Annotated in this window: 31 protein-coding genes; 6 read left to right on the forward strand and 25 right to left on the reverse strand. The window is 72.0% G+C overall.

Annotated elements, in window-relative coordinates; all coding sequences use genetic code 11:
• Window positions 1–178: integrase core domain-containing protein (locus tag L2C96_RS19715; protein WP_237337374.1), on the forward strand; the 178-nt coding region annotated here is incomplete at its 5' end.
• Here L2C96_RS19715 and L2C96_RS19720 read toward each other — a convergent pair.
• The 10 genes from L2C96_RS19720 to L2C96_RS19765 all read right to left on the reverse strand — a co-directional run bounded on the left by L2C96_RS19720 (window position 175) and on the right by L2C96_RS19765 (window position 10,424).
• The gene (locus tag L2C96_RS19720) at window positions 175–1,959 is read right to left on the reverse strand and encodes a glycosyl transferase (protein WP_237337292.1); all 1,785 of its coding nucleotides are present in this window, start codon (window positions 1,957–1,959) and stop codon (window positions 175–177) included. The genes L2C96_RS19715 and L2C96_RS19720 overlap by 4 nt on opposite strands.
• A 10-nt stretch (window positions 1,960–1,969) precedes the next feature.
• The gene (locus L2C96_RS19725) at window positions 1,970–3,082 is read right to left on the reverse strand and encodes a serpin family protein (protein ID WP_237337293.1); all 1,113 of its coding nucleotides are present in this window, start codon (window positions 3,080–3,082) and stop codon (window positions 1,970–1,972) included.
• A gap of 93 nt (window positions 3,083–3,175) precedes the next feature.
• A complete protein-coding gene (locus L2C96_RS19730; RefSeq protein ID WP_237337294.1) occupies window positions 3,176–4,069 on the reverse strand; it encodes a YwqG family protein in 894 nt (297 codons plus the stop codon).
• Window positions 4,069–5,319 (reverse strand): deoxyguanosinetriphosphate triphosphohydrolase, encoded by a 1,251-nt coding sequence (locus tag L2C96_RS19735; protein ID WP_237337295.1) that lies wholly within the window; start codon window positions 5,317–5,319, stop codon window positions 4,069–4,071. Before L2C96_RS19735 ends, L2C96_RS19730 begins: the two co-directional genes overlap by 1 nt.
• Window positions 5,320–5,531: 212 nt before the next feature.
• Complete coding sequence (locus L2C96_RS19740) at window positions 5,532–6,164, reverse strand: YdcF family protein (protein WP_237337296.1); 633 nt, start codon at window positions 6,162–6,164, stop codon at window positions 5,532–5,534.
• A gap of 25 nt (window positions 6,165–6,189) precedes the next feature.
• A complete protein-coding gene (locus tag L2C96_RS19745) occupies window positions 6,190–6,795 on the reverse strand; it encodes a response regulator transcription factor (protein WP_020416627.1) in 606 nt (201 codons plus the stop codon).
• Window positions 6,792–7,907, reverse strand: coding sequence for a sensor histidine kinase (locus L2C96_RS45120; protein WP_237337297.1), 1,116 nt, complete (start codon window positions 7,905–7,907; stop codon window positions 6,792–6,794). Before L2C96_RS45120 ends, L2C96_RS19745 begins: the two co-directional genes overlap by 4 nt.
• Window positions 7,908–7,921: 14 nt before the next feature.
• Complete coding sequence (locus tag L2C96_RS19755) at window positions 7,922–8,650, reverse strand: ABC transporter permease (RefSeq protein ID WP_020416625.1); 729 nt, start codon at window positions 8,648–8,650, stop codon at window positions 7,922–7,924.
• Complete coding sequence (locus L2C96_RS19760; protein WP_020416624.1) at window positions 8,647–9,564, reverse strand: ABC transporter ATP-binding protein; 918 nt, start codon at window positions 9,562–9,564, stop codon at window positions 8,647–8,649. Before L2C96_RS19760 ends, L2C96_RS19755 begins: the two co-directional genes overlap by 4 nt.
• Before the next feature lie 68 nt (window positions 9,565–9,632).
• Window positions 9,633–10,424 (reverse strand): hypothetical protein, encoded by a 792-nt coding sequence (locus tag L2C96_RS19765; RefSeq protein ID WP_237337298.1) that lies wholly within the window; start codon window positions 10,422–10,424, stop codon window positions 9,633–9,635.
• Window positions 10,425–10,503: 79 nt separating this feature from the next.
• Between L2C96_RS19765 and L2C96_RS19770 the strand changes: the two genes are divergently transcribed.
• Together L2C96_RS19770 and L2C96_RS19775 are read left to right on the forward strand one after the other, a co-directional pair.
• Window positions 10,504–11,052, forward strand: a complete 549-nt coding sequence (locus L2C96_RS19770) for a helix-turn-helix domain-containing protein (RefSeq protein WP_237337375.1) — start codon at window positions 10,504–10,506, stop codon at window positions 11,050–11,052.
• On the forward strand, window positions 11,049–11,558 hold the full coding sequence (locus tag L2C96_RS19775) for a GNAT family N-acetyltransferase (protein ID WP_237337299.1): 510 nt from the start codon (window positions 11,049–11,051) through the stop codon (window positions 11,556–11,558). Before L2C96_RS19770 ends, L2C96_RS19775 begins: the two co-directional genes overlap by 4 nt.
• A gap of 62 nt (window positions 11,559–11,620) precedes the next feature.
• Here L2C96_RS19775 and L2C96_RS19780 read toward each other — a convergent pair whose 3' ends face one another.
• A complete protein-coding gene (locus tag L2C96_RS19780) occupies window positions 11,621–13,006 on the reverse strand; it encodes a glycine--tRNA ligase (RefSeq protein ID WP_020416620.1) in 1,386 nt (461 codons plus the stop codon).
• Between the two features lie 173 nt (window positions 13,007–13,179).
• On the opposite strand from L2C96_RS19780, the gene L2C96_RS19785 reads away from it, so the two are divergent.
• The 3 genes from L2C96_RS19785 to L2C96_RS19795 all read left to right on the forward strand — a co-directional run bounded on the left by L2C96_RS19785 (window position 13,180) and on the right by L2C96_RS19795 (window position 14,506).
• The gene (locus L2C96_RS19785; RefSeq protein WP_020416619.1) at window positions 13,180–13,563 is read left to right on the forward strand and encodes an ArsR/SmtB family transcription factor; all 384 of its coding nucleotides are present in this window, start codon (window positions 13,180–13,182) and stop codon (window positions 13,561–13,563) included.
• On the forward strand, window positions 13,560–13,988 hold the full coding sequence (locus tag L2C96_RS19790; RefSeq protein ID WP_026152974.1) for a Fur family transcriptional regulator: 429 nt from the start codon (window positions 13,560–13,562) through the stop codon (window positions 13,986–13,988). The genes L2C96_RS19785 and L2C96_RS19790 overlap by 4 nt, the downstream gene beginning before the upstream one ends.
• Before the next feature lie 101 nt (window positions 13,989–14,089).
• Window positions 14,090–14,506 carry a nuclear transport factor 2 family protein gene (locus L2C96_RS19795; protein ID WP_237337300.1) on the forward strand — a complete coding sequence of 139 codons (417 nt, stop codon included), beginning with the start codon at window positions 14,090–14,092 and terminating at the stop codon, window positions 14,504–14,506.
• Window positions 14,507–14,638: 132 nt separating this feature from the next.
• Here the strand turns inward: L2C96_RS19795 and L2C96_RS19800 are convergent, their stop codons facing one another.
• The 14 genes from L2C96_RS19800 to L2C96_RS19865 form a co-directional block, all read right to left on the reverse strand.
• Window positions 14,639–15,361 carry a TIGR03943 family putative permease subunit gene (locus tag L2C96_RS19800; RefSeq protein WP_020416616.1) on the reverse strand — a complete coding sequence of 241 codons (723 nt, stop codon included), beginning with the start codon at window positions 15,359–15,361 and terminating at the stop codon, window positions 14,639–14,641.
• A gap of 12 nt (window positions 15,362–15,373) precedes the next feature.
• Window positions 15,374–15,733, reverse strand: a complete 360-nt coding sequence (locus L2C96_RS19805; protein WP_237337301.1) for a hypothetical protein — start codon at window positions 15,731–15,733, stop codon at window positions 15,374–15,376.
• The gene (locus tag L2C96_RS19810) at window positions 15,730–16,740 is read right to left on the reverse strand and encodes a permease (RefSeq protein ID WP_237337302.1); all 1,011 of its coding nucleotides are present in this window, start codon (window positions 16,738–16,740) and stop codon (window positions 15,730–15,732) included. Before L2C96_RS19810 ends, L2C96_RS19805 begins: the two co-directional genes overlap by 4 nt.
• 622 nt (window positions 16,741–17,362) lie before the next feature.
• Entirely contained in the window at window positions 17,363–17,767 is a 405-nt protein-coding gene (locus tag L2C96_RS19815; RefSeq protein WP_017981240.1) for a hypothetical protein, read from the reverse strand.
• Entirely contained in the window at window positions 17,764–18,582 is an 819-nt protein-coding gene (locus L2C96_RS19820) for an isoprenyl transferase (RefSeq protein ID WP_020416613.1), read from the reverse strand. Before L2C96_RS19820 ends, L2C96_RS19815 begins: the two co-directional genes overlap by 4 nt.
• A 37-nt stretch (window positions 18,583–18,619) precedes the next feature.
• Window positions 18,620–19,375, reverse strand: a complete 756-nt coding sequence (gene recO / locus L2C96_RS19825; protein ID WP_039791214.1) for a DNA repair protein RecO — start codon at window positions 19,373–19,375, stop codon at window positions 18,620–18,622.
• Between the two features lie 12 nt (window positions 19,376–19,387).
• Window positions 19,388–19,801: a DUF2752 domain-containing protein gene (locus L2C96_RS19830; protein ID WP_237337303.1), complete on the reverse strand. Its 414-nt coding sequence runs from the start codon at window positions 19,799–19,801 to the stop codon at window positions 19,388–19,390.
• A 4-nt stretch (window positions 19,802–19,805) separates the two neighbouring features.
• A complete protein-coding gene (locus L2C96_RS45125; protein WP_020416610.1) occupies window positions 19,806–20,528 on the reverse strand; it encodes an RDD family protein in 723 nt (240 codons plus the stop codon).
• Between the two features lie 73 nt (window positions 20,529–20,601).
• On the reverse strand, window positions 20,602–21,495 hold the full coding sequence (gene era, locus L2C96_RS19840; protein ID WP_020416609.1) for a GTPase Era: 894 nt from the start codon (window positions 21,493–21,495) through the stop codon (window positions 20,602–20,604).
• A complete protein-coding gene (locus L2C96_RS19845; RefSeq protein ID WP_020416608.1) occupies window positions 21,492–21,824 on the reverse strand; it encodes a cytidine deaminase-like protein in 333 nt (110 codons plus the stop codon). Before L2C96_RS19845 ends, era begins: the two co-directional genes overlap by 4 nt.
• Window positions 21,817–23,154: a hemolysin family protein gene (locus tag L2C96_RS19850; RefSeq protein ID WP_020416607.1), complete on the reverse strand. Its 1,338-nt coding sequence runs from the start codon at window positions 23,152–23,154 to the stop codon at window positions 21,817–21,819. Before L2C96_RS19850 ends, L2C96_RS19845 begins: the two co-directional genes overlap by 8 nt.
• Before the next feature lie 11 nt (window positions 23,155–23,165).
• Complete coding sequence (gene ybeY, locus L2C96_RS19855) at window positions 23,166–23,714, reverse strand: rRNA maturation RNase YbeY (protein ID WP_017981232.1); 549 nt, start codon at window positions 23,712–23,714, stop codon at window positions 23,166–23,168.
• A 2-nt stretch (window positions 23,715–23,716) separates the two neighbouring features.
• Window positions 23,717–24,811, reverse strand: a complete 1,095-nt coding sequence (locus L2C96_RS19860; protein ID WP_027935652.1) for a PhoH family protein — start codon at window positions 24,809–24,811, stop codon at window positions 23,717–23,719.
• Window positions 24,812–24,901: 90 nt separating this feature from the next.
• A complete protein-coding gene (locus tag L2C96_RS19865) occupies window positions 24,902–25,261 on the reverse strand; it encodes a histidine triad nucleotide-binding protein (RefSeq protein ID WP_020416605.1) in 360 nt (119 codons plus the stop codon).
• Between the last annotated feature and the right edge of the window lie 60 nt (window positions 25,262–25,321).

Consider the following 25,321-nt stretch of genomic DNA (forward strand, 5'->3'; position numbering starts at 1 on the left):
CTTCAACCGCACCCTCGCCGAAGAATGGGCCTACGCCCAACCCTTCACCAACTCAGAACAACGAGCCAACGCACTACCCGACTTCCTCCACCACTACAACCACCACCGCACCCACACCGCCCTCAACGGCCAACCACCCATCACCCGCGTCGACAACCTCACTGGGCACTACACCTAGCCGCGGAGGGCGCGGACGTCCCAGACCCACACGCCGTCCACGTAGACGGCCTGGCCGCCGAGCAGCTGGTCCACCGTCTGGTGCAGCGCGTTGCCGTTGGTCACGGGCGCGAGCACGACCGCGTCGGCCTTCCAGTACTTCAGGTCCTCGACCGCCTGGGCGCGCTGCTGGACGGTCACGTTCGGCACCTCGCCGCTGTCCCGCACCTCGGCCAGCAGGTCGGCCGTCGGGCGGTTCACCGCGCCGTACCGGCCGCGCTTGTCGTCCGGGCCGCTCGGGCCGACGAAGTACCCGTCGGCGAGCGGGAAGCCCAGGTCGGCCTCCACCTGCCAGTGCAGCGCCCGCGCGTCGCCGCCGTTGGGCAGCGGCACGACGACCACCGAGCCGGACCCGACGTACTGGCGCCACGCCCCGTCGGCGAAGAAGGCCGGGGTCTCGGGGCGGATGTAGGTCTTGTAGGGCGTCGGCGCGATCGGCAGCAGCACCGCGGCCAGCGCGCCCAGCCACAGGAACCGCACCGGCAGATTCCGATCGCGGAAGCCCGGCGCCGCCTCGAACACGCGGTCCGTGGCGATCGCGAGCAGCGCCGCGACCGCCGGGATGCAGCCGATCGCCAGCCGCGATTCGAGCAGCGAGTCGAACAGCGGCAGCTCGGCCAGCAGCCGCCACGGGCCGGGAATCCCGGTCTCCTCGTGGTTGACGATCATCTCGACGCCCAGCGACAGCCACGCCATCAGGAACATCGAGATCGCGATGGCGCGGGCCAGGACGTCGCGCCACAGCCACACGGTCAGCACGACCATCAGGATGATCAGCGGCCAGCCGAAGAACGCGTTCTCCTCGGTGCGGTTCATCGACACGTCGGCGGCGGCCTCGGGGGTGCCCGCGATCGACTCGGTCGCGAACCGGGTGAACGCCGCGGTGTCGTTGCCGACCGGGCCGTGCTCCAGGGTGCGGTAGCTCTGCGGGCCGAAGAACTGCCACCACAGCGGGAAGATCGCGATGGCGATGGCGACGACCGCGGCGACGGTCAGGCCGCCCGCCATCGGCTTGACCATCCGCAGCGCCTCGCGCGGCCGCGACACCGCGTAGCCCGCGGCGAACAGCACGAACGCCATCATCATGATCAGCAGCGGTTCCTCGCCCAGGAACACCTGGTAGGCCAGCATCAGGCCGAGGATGATGCCGTCGCGCACGGGCCGGTGCCCCTGCGCGAGCCGGATCAGCCGCATCACGATGAACGGGATCAGGAACAGCACCACGAAGTTCGGGTGCGCGTTGCCGTGCGAGATCATCGCCGGTGCGAAGCCGCAGAACGCGCCGCCGATCGCGGCGGCCGTGCGCGAGGTGACCAGGTGCCGCGAGAACACCCAGTACCAGGCGATCGAGGTGCCTGCCAAGCCGCCGGTGAGCGCGATCGCCCAGGTCACGGTGGGGCCGAACAGCTGCGTGATCGGCGACAGCGGGATGCCGAGCCCGAACATGGCCGTGTTGGCCATGAGGTTCACGCCGTCCGGGTAGTTCTGCAGGGTGGTGCCGAGCGGGTTCTCCCAGTTGAACACCGCGTGGGCGGTGACCGCGAAGAACCACTCCCACATGTTCTGGTCCTGGCCGCTGTTGTACATGTAGCCGCCGCTGCCCAGGTTGACCCACAACCCGGCGTAGAGGATGAACGCGGCGACGACGTAGATGCCGATGACCAGTGCGTCGGCGCGGCCGAACCGACGCCGTTCCTCTCCGACCTCGGGCACGGTCTCGGGCGCCTGCAGCAAAGCGGTCACTCTTTCACCCTCAGGGCTCGACTACGCGGGCGAAAAAGTAGACCACACCCGTCCGGGCGTGCCGCACGAGGAGCAGGAAAGGCCGGTCGACGCGCACCTCGACCGGGTCGACCGGAGTGACCATGGACATGGTGCGGATCATGACCGCGGTGGCCGCCGCGCCCTCGAGGCCCTGCTCGTCGAGCTTGAGGACCGCCTGGTGCTGGACGGCCGAGACGAACGCGCGCGGGTCCGGGGTGAGGCGGCCGAGCGGGGCTTCGCCGGGCTCGAACAGGGTGCGCACGCCGAGGTGCTTGAGCGCGCCGGTGAGGTCGGCGGGGCGGTCGAGGTCGATCTTCGGCAGGCGCAGGTCGACCTGGACTTGCTTGGGGGCGGCGAGCAGGGTGGCCAGCCGGGTGTCGTCGAGGCCCGGCTCCTGGGCGGCGAGGTCGCCGTCGGGCAGCAGGACGGTCGCGGTGACGCCTGCCCCGGGCAGCTCGACGACCTGCCAGCCGTCCTGGCGCGCGTAGCCGAGGCGTTCGGTCTGGCGCATCATCCGGACGCGACGCGGGCCGCCGGGGCTGTGGAACTGCTCGTCGCGGGTGGTGGCCTCGCGGAACGGGTGCTGCCAGGCGGCCTTGAGGTAGAGGGCGTTGACGAGGCTGGCGACGGTGTCCGCGCCGACCGAGTCCGGGGGCAGCAGTTCGGGGATGAGGTCGCGGGTGGTCTCGGCGACGTCGGCGTTGATGGCGCGGCGGGCGCCGTCGGGGTCGGTGACGAACGGGGCGGTCTTCGCGCTCGCTCCCGGCCAGCCCGCGAGGTCGGCGAGGAAGGTGTCGCGGACCGGCAGCTGGTCCCAGGCCCAGAGCGTGTTGGCGACGGCGAGGACCGGGTCCTCCTGGCGGGTGGTGTTGTCGAGCGTGGCGGCGGCGCGGAGGAGGTCGGCCTGCTTGGCGATGTCCGGGTCGCCCCCGGTGAGCAGGTGGAGCAGCTCCTCGGCAGCGGGGCCGTCCGCCGCCTGGCTCGCGAGGCCGAGCGCGCTGGCGATGGAGTACGGCGAGACCACCGAGTCGCCACTGGCGCCGGCGACGACCCGGTGAACCGCGAGGCTGAAGCGCAGATGGTCACGTTCGGGCGTGGTCACGACCCCGACGCTACCGGACCGGAGCGCGGCGCCGGGGGCTCTGCTGGGGCGGGTGCGGGGCGCTGGGCCGGGGAGGCGCAGGTGGGTGACAACTCATCCGCACTGCCACGTGAACGACGCCGCGTCGAACCGCCCGGCGGCGAGGTCCGCGGGACGGATCAGCCAGTGCAGCCGGCCCGCGTCGCCCCACATCATGCCGGTCTCGTCGTCGGAGTCGATCTGGGCGAGCGCGACCCAGCGGCGGGCCTCCTCCTGCACCGCCGACCACGCCTGCTCGTCGCGCACGACGTCGGCGCGCAAGTGCGCCGCGGCGACGTCGAGTTCGACGGCGTCCTGGATCGGGAACGCGTAGCCGCCGATCTGGTGCGCCGGGCTCGGCACGGTCGCGGCCAGGGCGTTCATGAAGGTGTCGCCGTTGGCGTGGTCGTCGAAGAAGGACAGGACGTGCGCCGGCAGGTCCCGGCACGCGGCGCGGAACGACGGGTGGGACCAGTCCGGGCCGGTCAGCCGGTGCGCGGCGGCCAGCGGGATCCAGTCGTAGGGCTCGATGTCGGCGGGTGGTTCCCGTTCGGCGGTCGACACCCCGGCCGGGACGTGGACGACTCGCGCACCCGCGGTCAGCGACTCCGGATCCCGCCCGCCGACGGGGCGCGGCGGGAAGGCCGGGTCGAAGTAGCCGAGGGTGTCGTCGAAGTAGAAGAACAACAGCGTGCCGTCGGCGGGCAGGGCGAGGTCGATCGACTCGCGCGGCAGCTTCGCGCAGTCGACGGACGCCACGAAGCTCAGCGAGCCCTCCCCCGGCCACACCGGCCACTCGAAGTCGTGCGGCACGGCGGGGCAGCCGCCTAGCCGGCCGACCACCTGGTCACCCTGTTGTGCCGGGCGGAGGCGTACGGCAGGCCGGATCAACGAGGTCCAGCGTTCGGCGATGGGCAGCGGCAGCGTCCGGCGCGCGACGGCGCGCAGTCGCGCCTCGTGGGTGGGCATCAGTGGCGTCCGGTGTGCCAGCGGTGCCAGGCGTGTGCCTGCGCGTCCGTCAGGGAGGCGACCTGGTCGATGACCACGCGGAGCCTCGCGGGGTCGTCCGGCGCCGCGTGCCACGCCGGGTGGAACGCGGTCTCCAGGGGCTCCGGCGCGCGCTCGGCCAGGACCGTCACCAACTCGGCCAGCAGTTCGCGCTGGCCGGCCTGCATGGCGAGCCGCCGGGGGTCGCTCATCACGTAGCGCAGCGCGAGCGCCTTCAGCAGCGCCACCTCGGCCGCCACGCGTTCCGGCATCACCAGGCTCGCGGCGTAGCGGGTGAGGGGGCCGTCGCCGTACTCGGCGCGCGTTCCGGTGACCGCGGCGGACGCGAACCGGCCGACCAGCTCGCTCGTCATCCGCTTCAGCGCGATCTGCCCGTGCGGCGTCGAGTCGACCCCGGGGCGCGCCAGCTCCGCCACCACGGGCAGGTCCAGCAGGTCCCGCGCCGCGCCCTCCAGCGCGGACACCGACAACCGCGAGAAGTGCTTGGCCGCCAGCTCCGCCACGGCAGCCCGCTCCCCCGGGTCGGCCAGCACCGACAGCGACAACCGTCCCGACAGCACGCCGTCCTCGACGTCGTGCACCGAGTACGCCACGTCGTCGGCCCAGTCCATGATCTGCGCCTCCAGGCAGGTGCGGCCCTCCGGCGCGCCTGCCCGCATCCAGTCGAACACCTCCCGGTCGTCGGCGTACACCCCGAACTTCGCCGTGCCCGCCCGCCGCGGCCACGGGTACTTCGTCGACGCGTCCAGGCACGCACGCGTCAGGTTCAGCCCGGCCGAGTCGACCTTCGGCTCCAGCCGGGTGAGGATGCGCAGCGTCTGCGCGTTGGCCTCGAAGCCGCCGCACGACTGCGCCACCTCGTCGAGCGCCCGTTCGCCGTTGTGCCCGAACGGCGGGTGCCCGATGTCGTGCGCCAGCCCCGCCGTGTCCACCAGGTCCGGATCGGCCCCCAGCTCCTCGGCGATGCCGCGCCCGATCTGCGCGACCTCCAGCGAGTGCGTCAACCGCGTGCGGGGCACACCGCTGACCTCGGCGCCCTCCCCCGGCCCGACCACCTGGGTCTTGCCGGCCAGCCGGCGCAGCGCCGCGGAGTGCAGCACGCGGGCCCGGTCCCGCGCGAAGGCACTCCGGCCGTCCGGCCGCGACCCGGGAAGCGCCGCCCGCTTCGGCGCTTCGTCGAGCCACCGCTGTTGATCGTGCTCGCTGTACACCCCGCAACTCTACGGGCACCCACCGACATTTCCGGGGTGCGCGGGCAGGGTTCTGACCAGGACACACGAGATGCCCACTCGTGCGGGGGCGACTGGAACATGAGCCGGAACGGGACTCGCGGACGCCGCGCCCGCCTGCGGGCTCTTCGGGAGAACAGGATCAAGGCAGCCCTGGAGCCGACCGGAGCCGGTGCGACCGCCGGGCGCGGACCTCAGCCCAGCCCAGTACCGCCGATGTTGTCGGCAGGTGTCTTGGTCAGCCGGTAGAACAGCAGCGCGCCCGTCTCGCGGTAGATGTAGGCGAACTGCGTCTCCCGCGTCTGCACGATCGGCCCGCGGTGCGTCGGCGAGGTCCAGGTCTCCAGGCCGGCGTCGTTGGCCATCGTGCGCGCCCGCAGGGAGTGCCACGGGTCGCTCACCAGCACCGCGGTCCGCCAGCCCCGCTCGCCGAACACGCCGGCCACCGCGCGCAGGCTGCCGAGCGTGTCGCTGCCCTCGCCCACCGCCAGCGTCGCCTCGCGGGGGACGCCCTGCTCGACCAGCCAGTTCGCCCCCGCCGAGGCCTCGGTGTAGGCGTCACCGGCCCGGTTGCCACCCGCGGTGACGATCCGCTCGGCGACCCCCTCCTCGTACAGGTCCATCGCGTGCCGCAGCCGCGCCTGGAAGATCGGCGACGGCTTCCCGTTGTACTGCGCCGCGCCGAGCACCACGATCGCGTCGGCGTGCGTGCGATCGTCCTCGCGCGCCACCTGCCACACCCGGAACGCCGTCCCGCCCACCACCATCAGCAACACCAGCACCGTGCCCAGCACGGCACGGCGCACCCAGCTCACCCGCTCACCCATCCCGGTCATCCTCCCAGACGGGTCCTCACAGCCAGCCGCGCTCCTCCGCCAACCGGACGGCCTCGGCCCTGGTGCGGGCGCCGGTCTTGCCGATCGCGGCGGACAGGTGGTTGCGCACGGTCCCCTCGGACAGGTGCAGCCGCCGCGCGACGTCCGACACCGTGCCGCCGTCGCTGGCCGCGCGCAGCACCTCGTGCTCGCGCGGGGTGAGCGGGCTCGCCCCCGTCGCCAGCGATTCCGCGGCCAGCGCGGGGTCGACCACGCGCAGTCCGTTGTGGACCCGCCGGACCGCGTCGACGAGCTGTTCCGGCGGCGAGTCCTTCACCACGAACCCGGCCGCCCCCGCGGCCATCGCCCGCGCCAGGTAACCGGGCCTGCCGAACGTGGTACACACGATGATCCGGCACGACGGCAGCGCCGCGTGCAGCTCGGCGGCCGCGGTCAGGCCGTCCGTGCCGGGCATCTGGACGTCCAGCAGCGCCACGTCCGGCGCGGTCTCCTTCGCCGCGGCGAGCACCTCGTCGCCGGACCCGACCTGGCCGACGACCTCGATGTCCGGCTCCAGCCCGAGCACGGTCGCCAGCGCGCCCCGCACCATCGCCTGGTCGTCGGCCAGCAGCACCCGGATCACGAAACCTCCACCGGCTTCGCCGCGGGCACCTCGGCCCGCAGCTGGAACCCCTCCCCGGGCCGCGCCCGGACCTGCAGCGTGCCACCCAGCTGGGCCAGCCGCTCCGCCAGCCCGCGCAACCCGTTGCCCGCCGCGGCCGGTTCGGTGCCGCGGCCGTTGTCGGAGATCTCCAGCCAGTTCCGCCCCAGCCGCACCTTCACCCGGCTGGCGCCGGAGTGCCGCAGCACGTTCGTTACCGCCTCGCGCAGCACGTACCCGAAGGCGCTCTGCAGCTCCGGCCGCACGTTGTCGACCGCGCTCGGCAGTTCCGCGTCGATCTCCGCGGCCCGCAGCGCCGCCCGCGCGCCCACCAGCTCGGCGGACAGCGACACCTCGCGGTACTCCGACACCGTCGCGCGCACGTCGGTCAGCGCGCTGCGCGCCAGCGCCTCGACCTCGCGGATCTCGGTGACCGCGCGCTCCTCGTCGGACGCGGTCTCGATCAGCCGCCGGGCGAGACCTGCCTTGACCGCGATGGTCGTGAGGCTGTGGCCGAGGATGTCGTGCAGGTCCCGCGCCAGCCGTTCCCGCTCCGCGCTCACCGCGAGCGCGGCGATCTCCTCGTTGGCCCGCCTGAGCCGCCGCACGGTCTGAGCCAGCCGTCCCATGAAGAACATCGTCGTGGTGATGCCGACGACCGTGCCGATGTCCGACGGCGTGCCGCGCACGTCGTTGTGGACGAGCAGCAGCAGCCCGCACCCGGCGACCGCGGCGCCGTCGAACACCAGCACCCACCCCGCCGGCATGCTCATCGCGATCGCCAGCGTGGCGTAGAGGAGCATGTAGATGCTGGCGCCCTGAAACAGCACCGCCCACCCGAGCACGAGCATCAGCACCGCGAACGGCAGCCGGACCCGCATCCGCCGGTGCGACAGCAGGAAGTACGGGAAGGTCACGTAGCACAAGCCGTAGGCGACGAGCAGCACGACGAGCAGCGGGTCGAGTCGCTGGCCGACCGGCACGGCGCTGGCCAGGTAGAAAATGGCCCCGGCGACCGGCCAGCGGCGCGCGAACCGCGGGCGGGGCCGTCCCGCGGCGTGCTCGTTCCACCACTGCGTCCTGTCCTCGGCCACCGTGCTTCTCCCCATCACACCCGCGCGGAGTCCTTACGGTAACGCCGGACCACCGCGACCCCGACCGCCGCGGTCCACACGGCCAGCCACAGCACGTCCTGCCCGAGGCTCGTGCTCAGGTCGGTGGTCACCGCGCCGCGCCCGACCTGTGCCATCCAGTAGCTGGGCAGCACGTGCGAGATCTGCAGCAGCCAGTGCGGCATCGCCTCGACCGGGATGAAGATGCCGCCGAGCAGGGCCATCGGCAGCATGACCAGCTGCGTGATCGGCTGGACCGAGTCGGCCGTGCCGACCTGGCCGATGAGCAGCCCGATCAGGGCGAACGGGATCGCGGCGAGCCACACCCCCAGGGTGACCCGCAGCCAGCTGCCCGCCCCGAGGGACACGCCCTGCGTCAGCGCGCCGACCAGCGGTACGAGGACCACCGGCGCGAGCGCGAGCGTCAAGCCGGTCGCGGCCTTCGCGCTCAGGTAACCGGCGCCGGACAGCGGGGTGAGCCGAAGCTGCCGTTGCCAGCCGGCCTTGCGCTCGACCGCCACCCGGGTGCCGACGAACAACGCCGCCGACATGGCGCCGAACGAGGTCATGCCGACCATGAGCGGCGCGACGGCGTCCTGGTCGCCGCGCGCGAAGATGCCGACGTAGAGCAGGAACATCAGGACGGGGAACGCCACGGTGAAGATGAGGAACCGCGGGGCGCGCAGCACGCGGCGGATCTCCAGGGTCAGGAACTTCAGGCTCATCGGTGGTTCTCCTCGTCGGCGGTGAGGGTCAGGAAAGCGCCTTCCAGCCCGATCGCGGTGATCTCGACGTCGTGCGCGCCGGGGAAGCGTTCGAGCAGCGCCCGCAGGGTGGCGTCGGAGTCCGAAGTGGACACCGCGATCCGGCCGCCGCGCACCTCGTACTCGGTGACGCCGGGCAGTTCCGCGACCGCCGCCGGGGTGGCCTCCGGCACGGCGGCCCGCAGCGTCCGCCCGCTCGCCAGCGCGCGGACCTCGGCGACCGAGCCGTCGGCGACGATCCGCCCGCCGCGCATGAGCACGACCCGGTCGGCGAACTCCTCGGCCTCCTCCAGGTAATGCGTCGCGAACAACACCGTGCGGCCGGTGTTCGTGTAGGCGTGCATGGACTTCCAGAACTCGCGGCGGCTGCCGACGTCCATCGCGGCGGTCGGCTCGTCGAGCACCAGCAGGTCCGGGTCGCTGACCAGGGCGACGGCGAACCGCACGCGCTGCTTCTGACCGCCGGAGAGCTTGGTGCCGCGCCGGTTGGCCAGGTCCTCGATGCCCGCGCGGCGCAGGGCCTCGGCGACGGGCATCGGCTTGCGGTGCAGCGACGCGATCATGCCGACCATCTCGCCGACGGTGGCGTCCTCCAGCAGCGCGGCGCCCTGCAGCATGGCGCCGATCGCGCCGCGCGCCACCGCCTCGGCGGGGGTCGTGCCGAAGATCGCGACCTCGCCGGCGTCGGGCGTGGTCAGGCCGAGCAGCATGTCGACGGTCGTCGACTTGCCCGCGCCGTTCGGGCCGAGCAGCGCGACGACCTCGCCGGGCGCGATGGTGAGGTCGACACCGTCCACGGCGCGCACCTCGCCGTAGTGTTTGCGCAGGCCCGTCAGCCGCACCGCGGCCCGGGTCAGGGTCTGTGTTCCGTCCATGTGCTCAGCGTGCCGCCGCCACGGCCCCGGTTCGCAGGCCGAGCGTCATGATCCGGCCGTGACAAGTGTCAGGGTCCGATCGCCGTCGCGCGGCTCACGGTGAGCAGCAGGGGAACAGCCGCGCCCTCCCGTGCGGCCAGGTCGGCGAGGAAGCCGCCGAGCCAGCCGATCGCGTCCAGCGACCACTCGGCCAACGTGCCCTGGAATGTCACGCGGTGCCGGGGCGGCCCGTGCCAGAACGAGTCTGGCAACGGCGGTGGCACGGGTTCCCGCTCGACCAGGGCCTCGCACCGGAAGACGTTCTGGGGCAGGCTGACCAGCCACCGGTGCATCCGTTGCGCCACAACGGGAACCACGGGATTCTGACCGCTGTCCACGGTGACGAGCACCGGTGTCGCGGACCGCACGTCGTCGAACCAGGCCGCGGTGGACAGCGATGGCGCCCGGGCGTGCTCGGCGCGCGCCGACGTGTCCAGGCTGTACGCGGGCAGCAGCACTTGTGCCGCATCGAGCCGCAGCTCGCCGAGTCGCGTCGTGACGTCTCCGGCGCAGCGGAGGAACGGCTGCACCGGTAAGGGCCGGTCGCCGGGCACGGATTCGATTCCCACCTGGAACCAGGTGACCAGCGCAGATCCCGGCGCGGCAAGCGGATGCTCGCGGCCGGCGTCGTTCATGCCCCACAGGTTGTCGAGCCAGCCCATCGCCTGCGCCCGGTCGTGGAACTGGATGTAGGGGTCGCGATCGGTGACCGGAATCCGGTCCGGGCGCGGCGTCAGCTCGCCGTAGAGCGCGGCGAACAGTGTCCCCGCCCTGCGGCTGGGGCCCGGCACCAGGCCCGGCCGAGGCTCGTCGCTTGCCACCCACGCTCCCTCGTCACTGGCTGACCACGTCAAAGTACTCTCCTCTCAAATTTGAGATACAGTCTCTGATGTGAGAACCATGGAGGACCGCCTGGCCGCGCGCCTGGCGGAGTTGCGGGCCGAACGCGGCTGGTCGCTCGACGACCTCGCCGACCGCTCGGGGATCAGCCGCTCGACGCTGTCCCGCGTGGAACGCGGCGAAATCAGCCCGACCGCGTCCCTGCTGGGCAAGTTGTGCACCGTCTACGAGCGCCCGATGTCGCGCCTGCTCACCGAGGTCGAGGCCGAGGGCGCGCAGGTGGTGCGGGCGTCCGCGCAGAGCGTGTGGACCGACGAGGACAGCGGGTTCGTGCGGCGGTCGGTGTCGCCGCCGCACCCGGCGCTGCGGGCGGAGGTCGTCGAGGGCACGCTGCGGCCCGGCGCCGACATCCGGTACGACGCGCCGTCCGTGCCGGGCCTGGAGCAGCACCTGTGGCTGCTCGACGGGCGCCTGGAGCTGACGGGCGACGGCGAGACGCACGTGCTCGAACCGGGCGACTGCCTGCGGTTCCGGCTGTGGGGACCGACGCGGTTCGTGTGTTCCGGCCCGGAACCGGCCCGCTACCTGCTGGTCCTGGTGATGCCGTGATCACGCGACTGTCCACCGCGGACTTCGCCGCCGCCGTGCCCGCCCTGGGCGAGGTGCTCGCGGACTGCACGAACGGCGGCGCGTCCGTCGGGTTCCTGGCCCCGCTCGACCCCGCGTCGGCCGGGGCCTGGTGGAAGGGGCTCGCCGGCGACATGGCCGAGGGTCGCGTCCTGATCTGGGCGGCCTGGGACGGCCCACGGCTGGTCGGCACGGTGCAGGTCCGGCCGGCGCAGCTGCCCAACGCGCCGCACCGCGGTGAGCTGGCGAAGCTGCTGGTGCACCGGGACGCGCGGGGCCGCGGGCTGGGCCGGGCGCTGCTGGCGGAGGCCGAACGGGGCGCCCGCGCGGCCGGGATCACGCTGCTGGTGCTGGACACCGAGACGGGTAGCCCGGCCGCGCGCCTGTACGCCGCGGCGGACTGGGCCGAGGCGGGCACGGTGCCGGACTACGCCGCCGACCCGGCGGGCGCGTTGAAACCGACGACGTTCTTCTACAAGCGGATCTGACGACGCCGACATGGAAAAGCCCTGGTCACCGCGGTGACCAGGGCTTTTCCGGGGCCTTTCCGTCAGCAGCCGGGGAGGCGGGCGGCGAGGTAGGCCTCGACCTTGTCGATCGCCACGCGCTCCTGCTGCATGCTGTCGCGCTCCCGCACCGTCACGGCCTGGTCCTCCAGGGTGTCGAAGTCGACGGTGACGCAGAACGGGGTGCCGACCTCCTCCTGGCGGCGGTAGCGCTTGCCGATGGAGCCGGCGTCGTCGAAGTCGACGTTCCAGTTGCGGCGCAGCGCGGCGGCCAGGTCCTTCGCCTTCGGCGTCAGGTCGGCGTTGCGGGACAGCGGCAGCACCGCGACCTTGAACGGCGCGAGCCGCGGGTCGAGCTTGAGCACGGTCCGCTTGTCGACACCGCCCTTGGCGTTGGGCACCTCGTCCTCGTGGTAGGCGTCCAGCAGGAACGCCATCATCGGGCGGCCGACACCGGCTGCCGGCTCGATGACGAACGGCCGGTAGCGCTCCTTGGTGGCCTGGTCGAAGTAGGCCAGGTCGACCCCGGAGTGGTTGGAGTGCGTGGTGAGGTCGAAGTCGGTGCGGTTTGCGATGCCCTCCAGCTCACCCCACTCCTGGCCGGCGGAGAAGCCGAAGCGGTACTCGATGTCGACGGTGCGCTTCGAGTAGTGCGACAGCTTCTCCTTCGGGTGCTCGTAGTGCCGCAGGTTGTCGCGGTTGATGCCGAGGTCGGTGTACCACTCGGTGCGCAGGTCGATCCAGTACTGGTGCCAGCGCTCGTCCTCGCCCGGCTCGACGAAGAACTCCATCTCCATCTGCTCGAACTCGCGGGTGCGGAAGATGAAGTTGCCGGGGGTGATCTCGTTGCGGAAGGACTTGCCGATCTGGCCGATGCCGAACGGCGGCTTCTTCCGCGACGTGGTCAGCACGTTGAGGAAGTTCACGAAGATGCCCTGCGCGGTCTCCGGACGGAGGTAGGCCAGGCCCTCCTCCGACTCGACCGGGCCCAGGTGGGTCTTGAGCATCATGTTGAACTCGCGCGGCGGCGTGTACTGGCCGCGGGTGCCGCAGTTCGGGCACGGGACGTCGGACAGGTCGTCCTCGGAGATCTCCTTGCCGGTGCGCGCGCTGTAGTCCTCGGCCAGCTGGTCCGAGCGGTAGCGGCGGTGACAGACGGTGCACTCGACCAGCGGGTCGTTGAAGGCGTTGACGTGACCGGAGGCCACCCACACCTGGCGGGGCAGGATCACGGAGGAGTCGAGGCCGACGACGTCGTCACGGCTCTGGACCATCGTGCGCCACCACTGGCGCTTGATGTTCTCCTTGAGCTCGACGCCGAGCGGTCCGTAGTCCCACGCCGACCGGGTTCCGCCGTAGATCTCCCCGCTCGGGAAGACGAAGCCACGACGCTTGCACAGGCTGACGACGGTCTCAATGTTGGCGGGCACTCCACGCTCTCCATCAGATGCGGGGACGGTTATCGGTTCCGTCCAGCGTATCCGGCCGTCGTCGCGGCCCGGCGCGGGGCTTGACATGGGCCCCGGGGAGGCGATAACGGCAACCACTACCGGCTGGCCACTAGGATGGTGTGACACCGACCGACTCGAGGCTGGAGATGGCTATGCCGATGGCTCGTCCGGACGCCGCGCTGCCCGGGTTGCCCGACGACGCCGACCAGGTCCACGCCGGCGACGAGCTGAAGCCACGCACGCCGCCCCAGCCCGCGGCGACGTTGTCCGAGGCGGGCGAGCTGTTGCGGGCGCTGTCGGCTCCGGTGCGGATCGCGATCGTGCTGCAGCTGCGGGACGCCGACCGGTGCGTGCACGAGCTGGTGGACGCGCTCGACGTGGCGCAGCCGTTGATCAGCCAGCACCTGCGGGTGCTGAAGGCGGCCGGGGTGGTGCGGGGTGAGCGCCGGGGCCGTGAGGTGGTCTACCGGCTCGTGGACGATCATCTTGCGCACATCGTGATGGACGCGGTGGCCCACGTCCAGGAGGGTTCATGACGAGTAGCGACGTTCGCCGGGCCCCGGTGCCCGGCCGCCGGTCGACGAAGCAGCGCGCGGCCGTGGTCGACCTGCTGTCGGAGGTCGACGACTTCCGGTCGGCGCAGGAACTGCACGACGAGCTGCGCAAACGTGGTGACGGCATCGGGCTGACCACGGTCTACCGGACGCTGCAGTCGCTGTCCGAGGCCGGCGAGGTCGACGTCCTGCGGACCGAGTCGGGCGAGGCGATCTACCGCCGCTGCTCGACGCACCACCACCATCACCTGGTGTGCCGCCACTGCGGCTTCACGGTGGAGGTGGAGGGCCCGGCGGTGGAGCGCTGGGCGGAGAAGGTCGCCTCCGGCAACGGCTTCTCGGACATCCGGCACACGGTCGAGATCGTGGGCACCTGCACCGACTGCGCCAAGCGCCTGGGGAGTTAGGTCCCGGCCACACCGCCGGGGGACGGCCTGGTGCCGGGCCCCGTCGAGGCGTAGCGTTTTCTCTTTGCGCCTCCTGATGACTCCGGTGAGGAGGACGACGCATGGCTCAGGCAATCAGCGAAACCACCGCGACGACGGTCGACGACTACGACGCGATCTGCCGGGCCGTCCAGCTGTGCCTGGACGGTGAGGCGACGGGTAACGCCGACAAGGTGCGGGAGTCCTTCCACGAGGATGCCCGCATGTTCGGCTCCTTGGGTGGCGAACGCTACGACGTTCCGGTCTCGGAGCTGGCCGAGATGGTCGCGAGCGCACCGGCGGACACCGGGCACTACCGTTCGCGGATCCTCTCGGTGCAGCAGACCGGCGACGCGGCGTTCGTGACCGTGGCCGAGGAAGGTTACTGGGGAACGGTCTCCTTCCTCGACTACCTGTCGCTGGCGCGCATCGGCGGCAACTGGAAGATCGTGAACAAGCTGTTCGCGCACACCGGCGGCGAGCCGCCCGACCTGGGCTAGACGCTAGGTCCGCGGTCTGGGCGGTGTGGGGAGACGGTGACGGCGGGCCGAGATCGATGCACCTGGTCTGCACCGGCCTGCCGCCCGATCCCTGGTCGCCTGCGGCCACTGATCGAGCTCGGCGTCACTCGTCTAGTACTCATAGGCGTCCTGGGGTGCGGGGATCGGCTGGAGTGCGGTGACCGTGACGTCCGGCGTGTAGCCGTTCGCGGCGACGGCCGTGCCGGGGACCACCTGCCCGGTCACCTCCAGCCACGTGTCGTCGGGGTAGCGGGCCGCCTGGGGGCTGGTCAGGCGGACCGTCATCGGCGCCGCGTCGGCCGCGCAGCACCGGATCACCATTCGTGCCAGCAGCACGCCTTCCTTGCCGTGCACGACGAAACCGCTCAGCCGGACCGTCCGGCCGTTGAGGGAGCCGCGGGAATCCCAGCCCGCTCGCGTCACGAACTCGGTGAGGGTCAGCGGCACGACGTCGCCGGCCGGGAGCGGCGGGAAGGCGGCGGCGTCCTGGGCGACGGCCGAGCGGGGCGCGCCCGCCGAGGTGCGGATGACCGAGTCGGAACCGAGGGCGGGCGGCGCGACGAGGAACACCGCCAGCACCGGGACGACCAGCAGCCACGCCGACCGCGCCGGGTGGTGGTGGTCGTGGCCCGCGGTGACCGTCCTGGCCTGGCGCGCGGCCAGCACGTCCCGCACGATCGCGACCGCGCCGAGCAGCAGGATGACCGCTCCCCCGGCGACCACCCACGGCTGCTGGGCGGGCTTGACGTAGCGCAGGTAATCGCCGTTGACGCCGATCTTCAACAGCGCCCCGCCGAGCAGCACGAGCAGGATGTTCTGCGTTTCGCGACGCACCTGGTTCCTCCCCTACCGTGTCGGGACGACGGTCAGCCAGTCGGCCGCGGACACCACGAACGCGACGGCGCCGGCCAGCGCGAGCAACGCGGCGAGCGACCCGAACACGATCCCGGCGCGCGCCAGCCCGCCCGCGGCGTTGCGGCCCAGGACGCCGAACAGGACGGCCAGCACCGCCAGCACCAGGATCAGGACCCACAGCGCGCCGAGCACCAACGTGAGCACCACGGCCAGCGGCGACGGCAGCGCATCCCCGGCTCGCGGCCGGACGAACGCCCACGTGACCCACACCGACATGGCCATCACGATCCCGACGGCGCCGAGCGCGGCCGACGCGACGGCGAGGCCGGTCCGCGGCTGTTGCTGGATCATCTCGCACCTCCCAGGACGAGGACCCCGACGATCACCGCGCAGGCGGTCGCCACGACGAACGTCACCGGGGCGAACCGTACCGCGAAAGACCGCCCGAAGGTGCCTGCCTGCAGGGCGAACAGCTTCACGTCGATGGCCGGGCCGACCACCAGGAACACCAGCCGCGGCAGCAGCGGCAGGGCGGTGAGCGAGGCGGCCACGAACGCGTCGGCCTCGCTGCACAGGGCGAGCACCACCGCGAGGACGGCCATGACGAGCACGCCCAGCACGATCTGGTTGCTCAGGACCTCGAACCACGCCGCGGGCACGAGGACGTTCATGGCGGCGGCGATGAGGGCGCCGAGCACCAGGAACCCGGCCGACTCGACCAGGTCGGCGCGGGCGGTCTCGGTGAAGGTGCGCCACCGGTTGCCGCCCTCGGGCAGGCGCTCGAGGGCGCGCTGGACGATCCAGTCGAGCTTGCCCCACTTCGCCCAGAGCAGGCCCATCACGACGGCGGTCGCGAAGGAGCCGAGGAACCGGGCGAGCACCATCTCGGGCTGCCCCGGGAAGGCGACCGCGGTGGCGACGAGCACGACGGGGTTCACGGCCGGCGCGGCGAGCAGGAAGGTAAGCGCGGCGGCAGGTGCGACCCCTTGGCCGATGAGGCGGCGCGCCACCGGGACGGACGCGCACTCGCAGCCGGGCAGGGCGACCCCGGCTAGCCCCGCGACGCCCACGGCGCCCGCCTGGTTGCGCGGGATGACCCGGCGCAGGACGCGGGCAGGCACGAACGCCGCGATGGCCCCGCTGATCAGCACGCCGAGCACGAGGAACGGCAGGGCCTGCACGCAGACCGCGACGAACACCGTGGAGCCGGTCCGCAGGGCGGGCACGTCGAGCACGTCGCGCAGCCAGCCCTGCCCGAGCACGGCGACGACGAGGAGGGCGCAGAGCACCTCGATGGAGGTGATCCGCCCGCGACGCCGCTTGCCCTCGGGCTCGGTCCGGTCCAGTACTTCGCTCACCGGGCCGATACTGCCAGGCACCGGCGACAGGATGCCTCGGTTGGGTCGACGAGTGGGTCATCTCGTGCGCTGAGGCGCATGAAGTGGCCAGTCGTGCGGGTGCGAGTGGCGGGTTTGTGAGCTGGTGGTGGGGCGGAGGGAGGTGGGGGTTGGTGAGTTAGGGGGTGGGCGGCGGGGCGGAGGGAGGTGGGGGTTGGTGAGTCGCGGGTGGTGAGCGGCGGGCGGCTCGGGGTTGGGACATGAGGCCGCGGGAACGCCGGGCGGCGAGAAGGCCGGACCGTGCGACCGCCGGGCGGCGAGAAGGCCGGGTGGCGGGAACACCGGGCGGCGGGAACGCCGGGCGCGGGAACACCGGGCGGCGGGAAGGCCCGACCGTGGGACCGCCGGGTGGCGGGAAGGCCCGACCGTGGGACCGCCGGGTGGCGGCCGCCCGGGGTTGGGACGCGGATGGCGCGAACGCAGGGTGGGGGAAGCGCGGTCGGGGTTCGGGCAGTGGAGCGCTCGCAGCCTGGGGCTGCGGCATTAGCACCGCAGGGTGGATCCCGGACCGGTGAAAGGGCTGGCTGGGCTGCGCTACCGCACACCGCCCAGCCGCGCAACCACTCAACCGCGCAGCCGGGGCCTACGTCAGCTCGGCGCGCAGCTGCGAAGCCGTCGAGACCACCAGCATCAACAGGGTCCCCAGTGCGGAGATCTCCAGCCCCTGCGCGGGGAACGCGTACCGCAGCGTCAGGTCCAGCCCACGCTCCGCGTGCTGCACCCCCAGCGTGCCGAACAGGCCCTGCCCGGCGCGTTCGGCCGCCTTCGCCGCGAAGGCCGGGTCGTCGGGCAGGTCCCAGCCGACCACGCAGGTCAGGCTGAGCACCGTGAGGCCCTCGGCGAGCTGCGTCGACTGGATCACGCACGGCACGCCGTTGTGCGAAAACGTCAACGCGCCGTCGTCGTCGACGTGGACCTCCAGGTACGTCTCCAGCGCCTCCCTGGCCCGGCTGAGCAGCTCCGCGGTGTCCGCCGCCTCCGTGTTCACGACGCCCCCTTCGCCGCGTCCACCGCGGCGCCGAACCGGCGGTCCCGGCGCGCGTACTCCTCGCACGCCGCCCACAGCTGGCGCCGGTCGAAGTCCGGGAACAGCGTGTCCTGGAACACGAACTCGGCGTAGGCCGACTGCCAGAGCATGAAGTTCGACGTCCGCAGCTCGCCGGAGGGCCGCAGGAACAGGTCCACGTCCGGCATCTCCGGCTGGTACATGTACTTCGCGAGCATCCGCTCGTCCACCTTGTCCGGGTTGATCTTGCCCTCGGCGGCCAACCGCGCCACCTGGCGCGCCGCGTCGGCGATCTCCGCGCGCCCGCCGTAGTTCACGCACATCGTCATGTTCAGCAGCGTGTTGTGCTTGGTCTTCTCCTCGGCCGCCTGCAGCTCCTTGATGACGCTGCGCCACAGCCGCGGCGCGCGCCCGGCCCACCGGATCCGCACGCCGATGGAACCCAGGTAGTCGACCTGGCGGCGGATGGTGTCCCGGTTGAAGCCCATCAGGAACCGCACCTCGTCGGGGCTGCGCTTCCAGTTCTCCGTCGAGAACGCGTACACCGAAAGCCACTTGACGCCCAGCTCGACGGCCCCGCTGGCGACGTCGATCATCACGGCCTCGCCGCGCTTGTGCCCCTCGATTCGCGGCAGGCCTCGCTGGTTGGCCCAGCGGCCGTTGCCGTCCATGACCAGTGCGACGTGGTTCGGCACCAGCTCGGCGGGGATCGCCGGCGGCTTCGCACCGGACGGGTGCGGGTCCGGGGCCCGCAGTTCCACTGCCGCCGAACGCGCCGCACGTGCCTTGAGCCGCACCTGATCCTCCCACTGCCTCGGGTTGCGGCTTCCGACCCTACTTGCCCGGCTGGAGCTCCCTGGCACGCCTCTCGACGAGCGGCAACGACTTCAGCTGCCGCTCCAGGTGCCACTGCAGGTGAGCGGCCACGATGCCGCTGGCGTCCCGCCTGGTCCCGGCGACCGAGGCCTCCGCGACGTCCCAGTCGCCGTGCAGGAGCGACTCCAGCAGCACCAGCACCTCGGGCGCCGGGTGCACCGACCCCGGCACCCGGCAGTTGCCGCACAGCAGGCCGCCCGCCTGCACGTTGAACGCGGTGTGCGGGCCGGGCAGGCCACAACGCGCGCACTCGGTGATGGCCGGCGCCCAGCCCGCGAACGCCATCGCCCGCAGCAGGAACGCGTCCAGCACCAGCGAGGCGTCCCGCTGACCGTCGGCCAGCGCCCGCAACGCCCCCACGACCAGCAGGTACAGCCGCATCGCCGGCTCGCCCTCCTCGACGGTGAGCCGGTCGGCGGTCTCGGCGATCGCGCTGGCCGCCGTGTAGCGCTGGTAGTCGCCCACCAGCGGCAACGCGAACGCGTCGACCGTCTGGACCTGCGTGATCACGTCCAGGGTGCGCCCGGTGTAGAACTGCACGTCGACGTGCCCGAACGGCTCCAGCCGCGCCCCGAACCGCGACGTCGTGCGGCGCACCCCCTTCGCGACGGCCCGGACCTTGCCGTACCGCCGCGTGAGGAAGGTGATGATGCGGTCCGCCTCACCCAGCTTGTGGACCCGCAGCACCACGCCGGTGTCGCGATAAAGACTCACGTCCCCATGGTCTCACGCGTACGCGGACAAGCCGGTGAACGGCGCGAACGGCAGGTTCCGCCCTGCCCACCACACGAGCGCGGCACCGGCGACGGCCAGCGTGAGCCACCGTCCCCGCGCTCCGGGCGGCCACCACCTGCCCGCCAGCCCGGCCTCCCACCGGAGCGCCGCGACCAGCGTGGCCACCGCCAGCGGGAGGAGCACTACCAGCGCGAACGCGTTGTACGACAGGGCCGCGACCACATCGCCGTGCAACAACGCGCCCAGCGCCCGGCTGCCGCCGCAGAACGGGCAGTCCAGACCGGTCAGCGCGTGGAACCAGCACGGGATCCGGAGCACGCCGGTGCCCAGCGCCACCCCGGCCGCGAGACCGGCGGCGGCCACGGCGGGCGTGACCCGCACGCTCCGCCACGACCGTTCGCCCATGACCTCAGTACAGCGCCTTCGTCGAGATCGCGTAAGTCTTCGCGGCCTTGTCGTGCCAGCCCTGGCGCGCCTGCTCGTCGAAGAACGGCGACAGCACCACCAGCAGCTCGACCAGACCGCCGACGCACGGGATCAGGCCCGGCAGCACCATCGTGGCCAGCCGGGTGAAGGCGGGCCCGCCGCCGATCCCGGCGCCCGGCTGTCCCGCCGACTGCTCGGTGACGATCCGGATGCCGGCCACGTTCTTGCCGACCGTCGCGCCGCGCGTGGCGAGCATCGCGCCCTCGTACACCAGCACCGACAGCGAGGTGAGCGGCAGGAACAGGAGGAAGATCCACCACGTGCTCGGGTCGCCGGCGAGCACGGCGAGCTGCAGGATCAGCACGAGGATCGTCAGCGGCACGCCGATGATCAGCCCGTCCACGAGCCGGGCGAGGAAGCGGCTGCCCATCGTGGCCAGCACCAGCGGCGGCGTGTGCCGGAACTGGATCTGCGACCCCGGCACGACGATGTGCGCCTGGCCCGGCATCGGCGGGATGGCGCCGTACTGGGGCTGGCCGTATGGCGGCTGGCCGGGATAGCCCTGCGGCGGCCCATACGCCGGGTAACCAGGCTGCGGGTACGGCTGCTGGAACCCGCCGGACGGCTGGCCGTAGGGCTGCGGGCCGGTCTGCGGGTACTGCCCGTAGGGCTGCTGCCCCGGCGGCTGCCCATAGGGATTGGTCACTGGATTTCCCCCTCGGAGTGGATCACGTCGGGCGGCAGCGTACCCGGTGGCCCTCCGAGGGCAGGCGGAACCGTCAGAAACCCAGGCGGCGCAACTGCTTCGGGTCGCGCTGCCAGTCCTTGGCGACCTTCACGTGCAGGTTGAGGTAGACCTTCGTGCCCAGCAGCTTCTGGATCTGCTGCCGCGCCTGCGCCCCGACGGCCTTCATCCGCTCGCCCTGGTGGCCCAGGATGATGCCCTTCTGGCTGGGCCGCTCGACGTACACCGTGGCGTAGATGTCGAGCAGGTCCCGCTTGTCCTCGCGCGGCAGCATCTCCTCGACGGTCACCGCGATGGAGTGCGGCAGCTCGTCGCGCACGCCCTCCAGCGCCGCCTCACGGATCAGCTCCGCCACGAGCGTCTGCTCCGGCTCGTCGGTCAGGTCGCCGTCCGGGTAGAGCTGCGGGCCCTCCGGCAGCCGCGCGACCAGCAGGTCCTCCAGCTGCTTCACCTGGAAACCGTCCACGGCGGACACCGGGATCAGCTCCTCGAAGTCCAGCACGTCCTGCAGCGCCAGCAGCTGCTCGGCGATCTGCTCCGGCTTGGCGACGTCGGTCTTGGTGACGATCCCGATGACCGGCGTGCGCTTGGCTACCTTGCGCAGCTCGCTCGCGATGTAGCGGTCGCCGGGGCCGACCTTCTCGTCGGCGGGCACGCAGAACCCGACGACGTCCACTTCGGACCACGTCTCGCGCACGACGTCGTTGAGCCGCTGCCCGAGCAGGGTCCGCGGCTTGTGCACGCCGGGCGTGTCCACGATGACCAGCTGGGCGTCGTCGCGGTGGACGATGCCGCGGATGGCGTGCCGGGTGGTCTGCGGCTTGCTCGAGGTGATCGCGACCTTGGTGCCGACCAGCGCGTTGGTCAGGGTGGACTTGCCGGCGTTGGGACGGCCGACGAAGCAGGCGAAACCGGAGCGGTGGGTCACAGGACTTCCCGCACTGTCCCGGACGGATCGGCCCGCAGGATCGTCGCCGTCTTCGCCAGATCGCGCACCGCCTGCACGGACGCCTCGGCCACGAACGGCTCGGCCGTGACGACCGCGGCCGCCTCCAGGCCTTCCGCCCCGCTGGACACCGCCGCCGCGACCGCCGCCTGCAACGCGGTGATCTTGAACGAGGGCAGGTCGACCGTGGTGGCCGCGTAGGTGCGGCCGTCGGTGTCGCGCACCGCGGCGCCCTCGGCGGCGGAGTTCCGCGCCCGCGCGGATCGGGCGAGGATGACGATCTTCTCGTCCTCCGGGTCCAGGTCAGGCATGGTCCACACTCCTGTCGGCCTCGTCGTGGTCACCGTTCCCGGTACGCACCCTACGTCCGGCCAGCTCGTCGCTCTCCGCCTGCACCACCACGGTCGTGATCCGCATCCGGCCGCGGCGGTCCTTGCCGCCCTCGGCGTGCAGCCGCAGGCCGTCCACTTCGGCTTCGGCGCCGGGCAGCGGCACGCGCCCGAGCCGCTGGGCGAGCAGACCGCCGACCGTTTCCACGTCGTGGTCCTCCAGTTCCAGTCCGAACAGCTCGCCGAGGTCGCCGACGCCGAGCCGCGCGGACACCCGGACCGTCCGGTCGTCGAGGTGCTCGACCGGCGGCCGTTCCTCCAGGTCGGACTCGTCGGTGATCTCGCCGACGATCTCCTCCAGGATGTCCTCGATGGTCAGCAGGCCGGCGGTGCCGCCGTACTCGTCGACCGCGATCGCCAGGTGGTTGTGCGACACCTGCATCTCCCGCAGCAGGTCGTCCAGCCGCTTGGAGTCGGGCACGAAGCTGGCCGGGTACATCAGGTCCGACACCGGCTTGGCCTCGCCGCCCTCCAGCTGCGCCCGGACCAGGTCCTTGATGTTGACCACGCCGACGATGTCGTCCACCGACTCGCCGATCACCGGCAGCCGCGTGTACCCGGTGCGCAACGACAGCGCGAGCGCCTGCCGGACGCTCTTGGTCTGCTCGATCCAGATGATCTCGGTGCGCGGCACCATCACCTCGCGCGCCACCGTGTCGCCGAGCTCGAACACCGAGTGGATCATCTGCCGCTCGCCCGGCTCCACCACACCGCGTTCCTCGGCAAGGTCGACCAGCTCGCGCAGCTCGATTTCCGTGGTGAACGGGCCTTCGCGGAAACCCTGGCCGGGGGTGATCGCGTTGCCGAGGATGATCAGCAGCCGGGACAGCGGCCCGAGGATCGACCCGAGCACCCGCACCGGCCAGGCGATGACCGTGCCCACGCGGTACGGGTACTGGCGGCCGATGGTGCGCGGCCCGACGCCGATGAGGACGTAGCTGACCAGCACCATCACCAGCGCGGCCACCACCAGCGCCAGCGCTTCCGGCTTGATCCAGCGCAGGAACACGACGGTGACCAGGACCGTCGCGGTCAGCTCGCAGCCCAGCCGCAGCAGCACCAGCAGGTTGATGTGCCTGCGCCGCTCGTCGATCACCATGGCCAGCTGGCGGGCGCCGGGGCGGCCCATCCGGACCAGCCCCTCCGCGCGGGCCTTGGACACGGTGCTCACGGCCGCGTCGGCGGCCGCCAGCACCGCGCCGAGCAGCACCAGCGCCACGGCGATCACCAGGAGAGCGGCCGAACTCGCCATCTCCGGCAGCCTCAGCTTTCGGCGTCGGCGGGGCCGTCCAGGCCCGCGGCCCCCAGCAGCCGGTCGTCGGCCGTGCGCTGCGCGTCGCGGCGCCTCGCCTCGGCGACGGCGGCCTGGAAGTCGGCGAGGATCCGCTTCTGCAGCCCGAACATCTCGCGTTCCTCGGCGGGCTCGGCGTGGTCGTAGCCGAGCAGGTGCAGCACGCCGTGCACGGTCAGCAGGTGCAGCTCGTCGAGCAGCGAGTGACCGGCGGTGCGGGCCTGGTCCCTGGCGAAGGCCGGGCACAGCACGATGTCGCCCAGCAGCGCCGGTGACGGGTCACCGGCGTCGGGGCGGCGGGCGGCGTCCAGCTCGTCCATCGGGAAGGCCATGACGTCGGTGGGACCGGGCAGGTCCATCCACCGCTCGTGCAGGTCGGACATGACGTCCAGGGTCACCAGCACCACCGACAGCTCGGCGAGCGGGCTGACCTCCATGCGGTCCAGCGCGAAGCGCGCGGCCGAGACGATCGACGTCTCGTCCACCGCGACGCCGGACTCGTTCGCGATCTCGATGGTCATGCTCAGTGCCGGCCCCGCCAGCCGTTCCCGGTGCCGGTGCCGCGCTCGGCGTCCTGCTCGGCCTGCCACTTCTCGTAGGCGTCCACGATGTCCCCGACCAGCCGGTGGCGCACCACGTCGGAGCTGGTCAGCGTGGCGAAATGCAAGTCTTCCACGCCTTCCAGGATCTCACGCACCACTCGCAGGCCCGACTTCTGCCCGCTCGGCAGGTCGACCTGCGTGATGTCGCCGGTCACCACGATCTTCGAGCCGAAGCCGAGCCGGGTGAGGAACATCTTCATCTGCTCGGGCGTGGTGTTCTGCGCCTCGTCGAGGATGATGAACGCGTCGTTGAGGGTGCGGCCGCGCATGTAGGCCAGCGGCGCGATCTCGATCGTGCCAGCCTGGATCAGGCGCGGGATCGAGTCCGGGTCGACCATGTCGTGCAGCGCGTCGTACAGCGGCCGCAGGTACGGGTCGATCTTCTCGGACAGCGTGCCCGGCAGGAAGCCGAGCCGCTCCCCGGCCTCGACCGCGGGGCGGGTGAGGATGATCCGGGTGATCGCCTTGGCCTGCAGCGCCTGCACGGCCTTCGCCATCGCCAGGTAGGTCTTACCGGTGCCGGCCGGGCCGACCCCGAACACGATCGTGTGCTTGTCGATGGCGTCGACGTAGCGCTTCTGGTTCAGCGTCTTGGGTCGGATGGTGCGGCCGCGCCTGGACAGGATGTCCATGCTGAGCACTTCGGCCGGCGACTCCGCGCCGCCTGCCGACAGCATGCCGACGGTGCGGCGGACGGTGTCCGGGCCGACCTGCTGGCCGCGCCCGGCCAGGGCGACCAGTTCGGCGAACACGCGCTCGCCGAACGCGACGTCCGCGGGCTCCCCGGTGAGGGTGACCTCGTTGCCCCGGACGTGGACGTCGGCGGCCAGCAGTTCCTCGGCCACCCGCAGGTTCTCGTCGCGGGATCCGAGCAGCGTCAGCACCGCGCCGTCCGGAATGGGGAACCGGGACTGGGCGCTGCGCGTGCTCCGTGCGGTTCCGGTGGTCTCAGTGACGTCCCCGGCGCTCTCGGGAACGTCCGATCGGGCGGCTCCACCCTGTGCGGTTCCGGCCAAGTGTCCTCGGGCCTGCCTTCTGCGTTTCCGCTGCTCTCTTCCTGCTTACCCCATCGATGCTAGCGGGCCGGGCGGGGCGCGCGCAGTCGGTTACTTCGCGACTCGCCCGAAGAACCCGAGCTGTTCTCCGCCGAGGACGTGCGCGTGCACGTGGAAGACGGTCTGACCGGCGTCACTGTCCGTGTTGAAGACCACTCGGTAGCCGGACTCGGCGATGCCCTCGAGTTCGGCGACCTTCGCGGCGGTCGTCAGCACGTCGGAGAGCAGTTGCGGATCGGCCGCGGCCAGCTCGGCGACATTCCGGTAACGCTTCTTCGGCACCACGAGCACGTGCACGCGAGCCTGCGGCTGGATATCCCGAAACGCGAATGTCGTTTCAGTTTCGTACACCTTCTCGCTCGGGATCTCACCGGCGATGATCCGCTCGAACAGCGTCTCGGCATCACTCATGCGCCGAACCCTATCGCGTGCCGGAAGTGCGGTGGCGCAAGGGAAGTCGCGACTCGCGGT

The organism is Amycolatopsis tucumanensis (assembly GCF_021654135.1).
Classification (GTDB): domain Bacteria; phylum Actinomycetota; class Actinomycetes; order Mycobacteriales; family Pseudonocardiaceae; genus Amycolatopsis_E; species Amycolatopsis_E tucumanensis.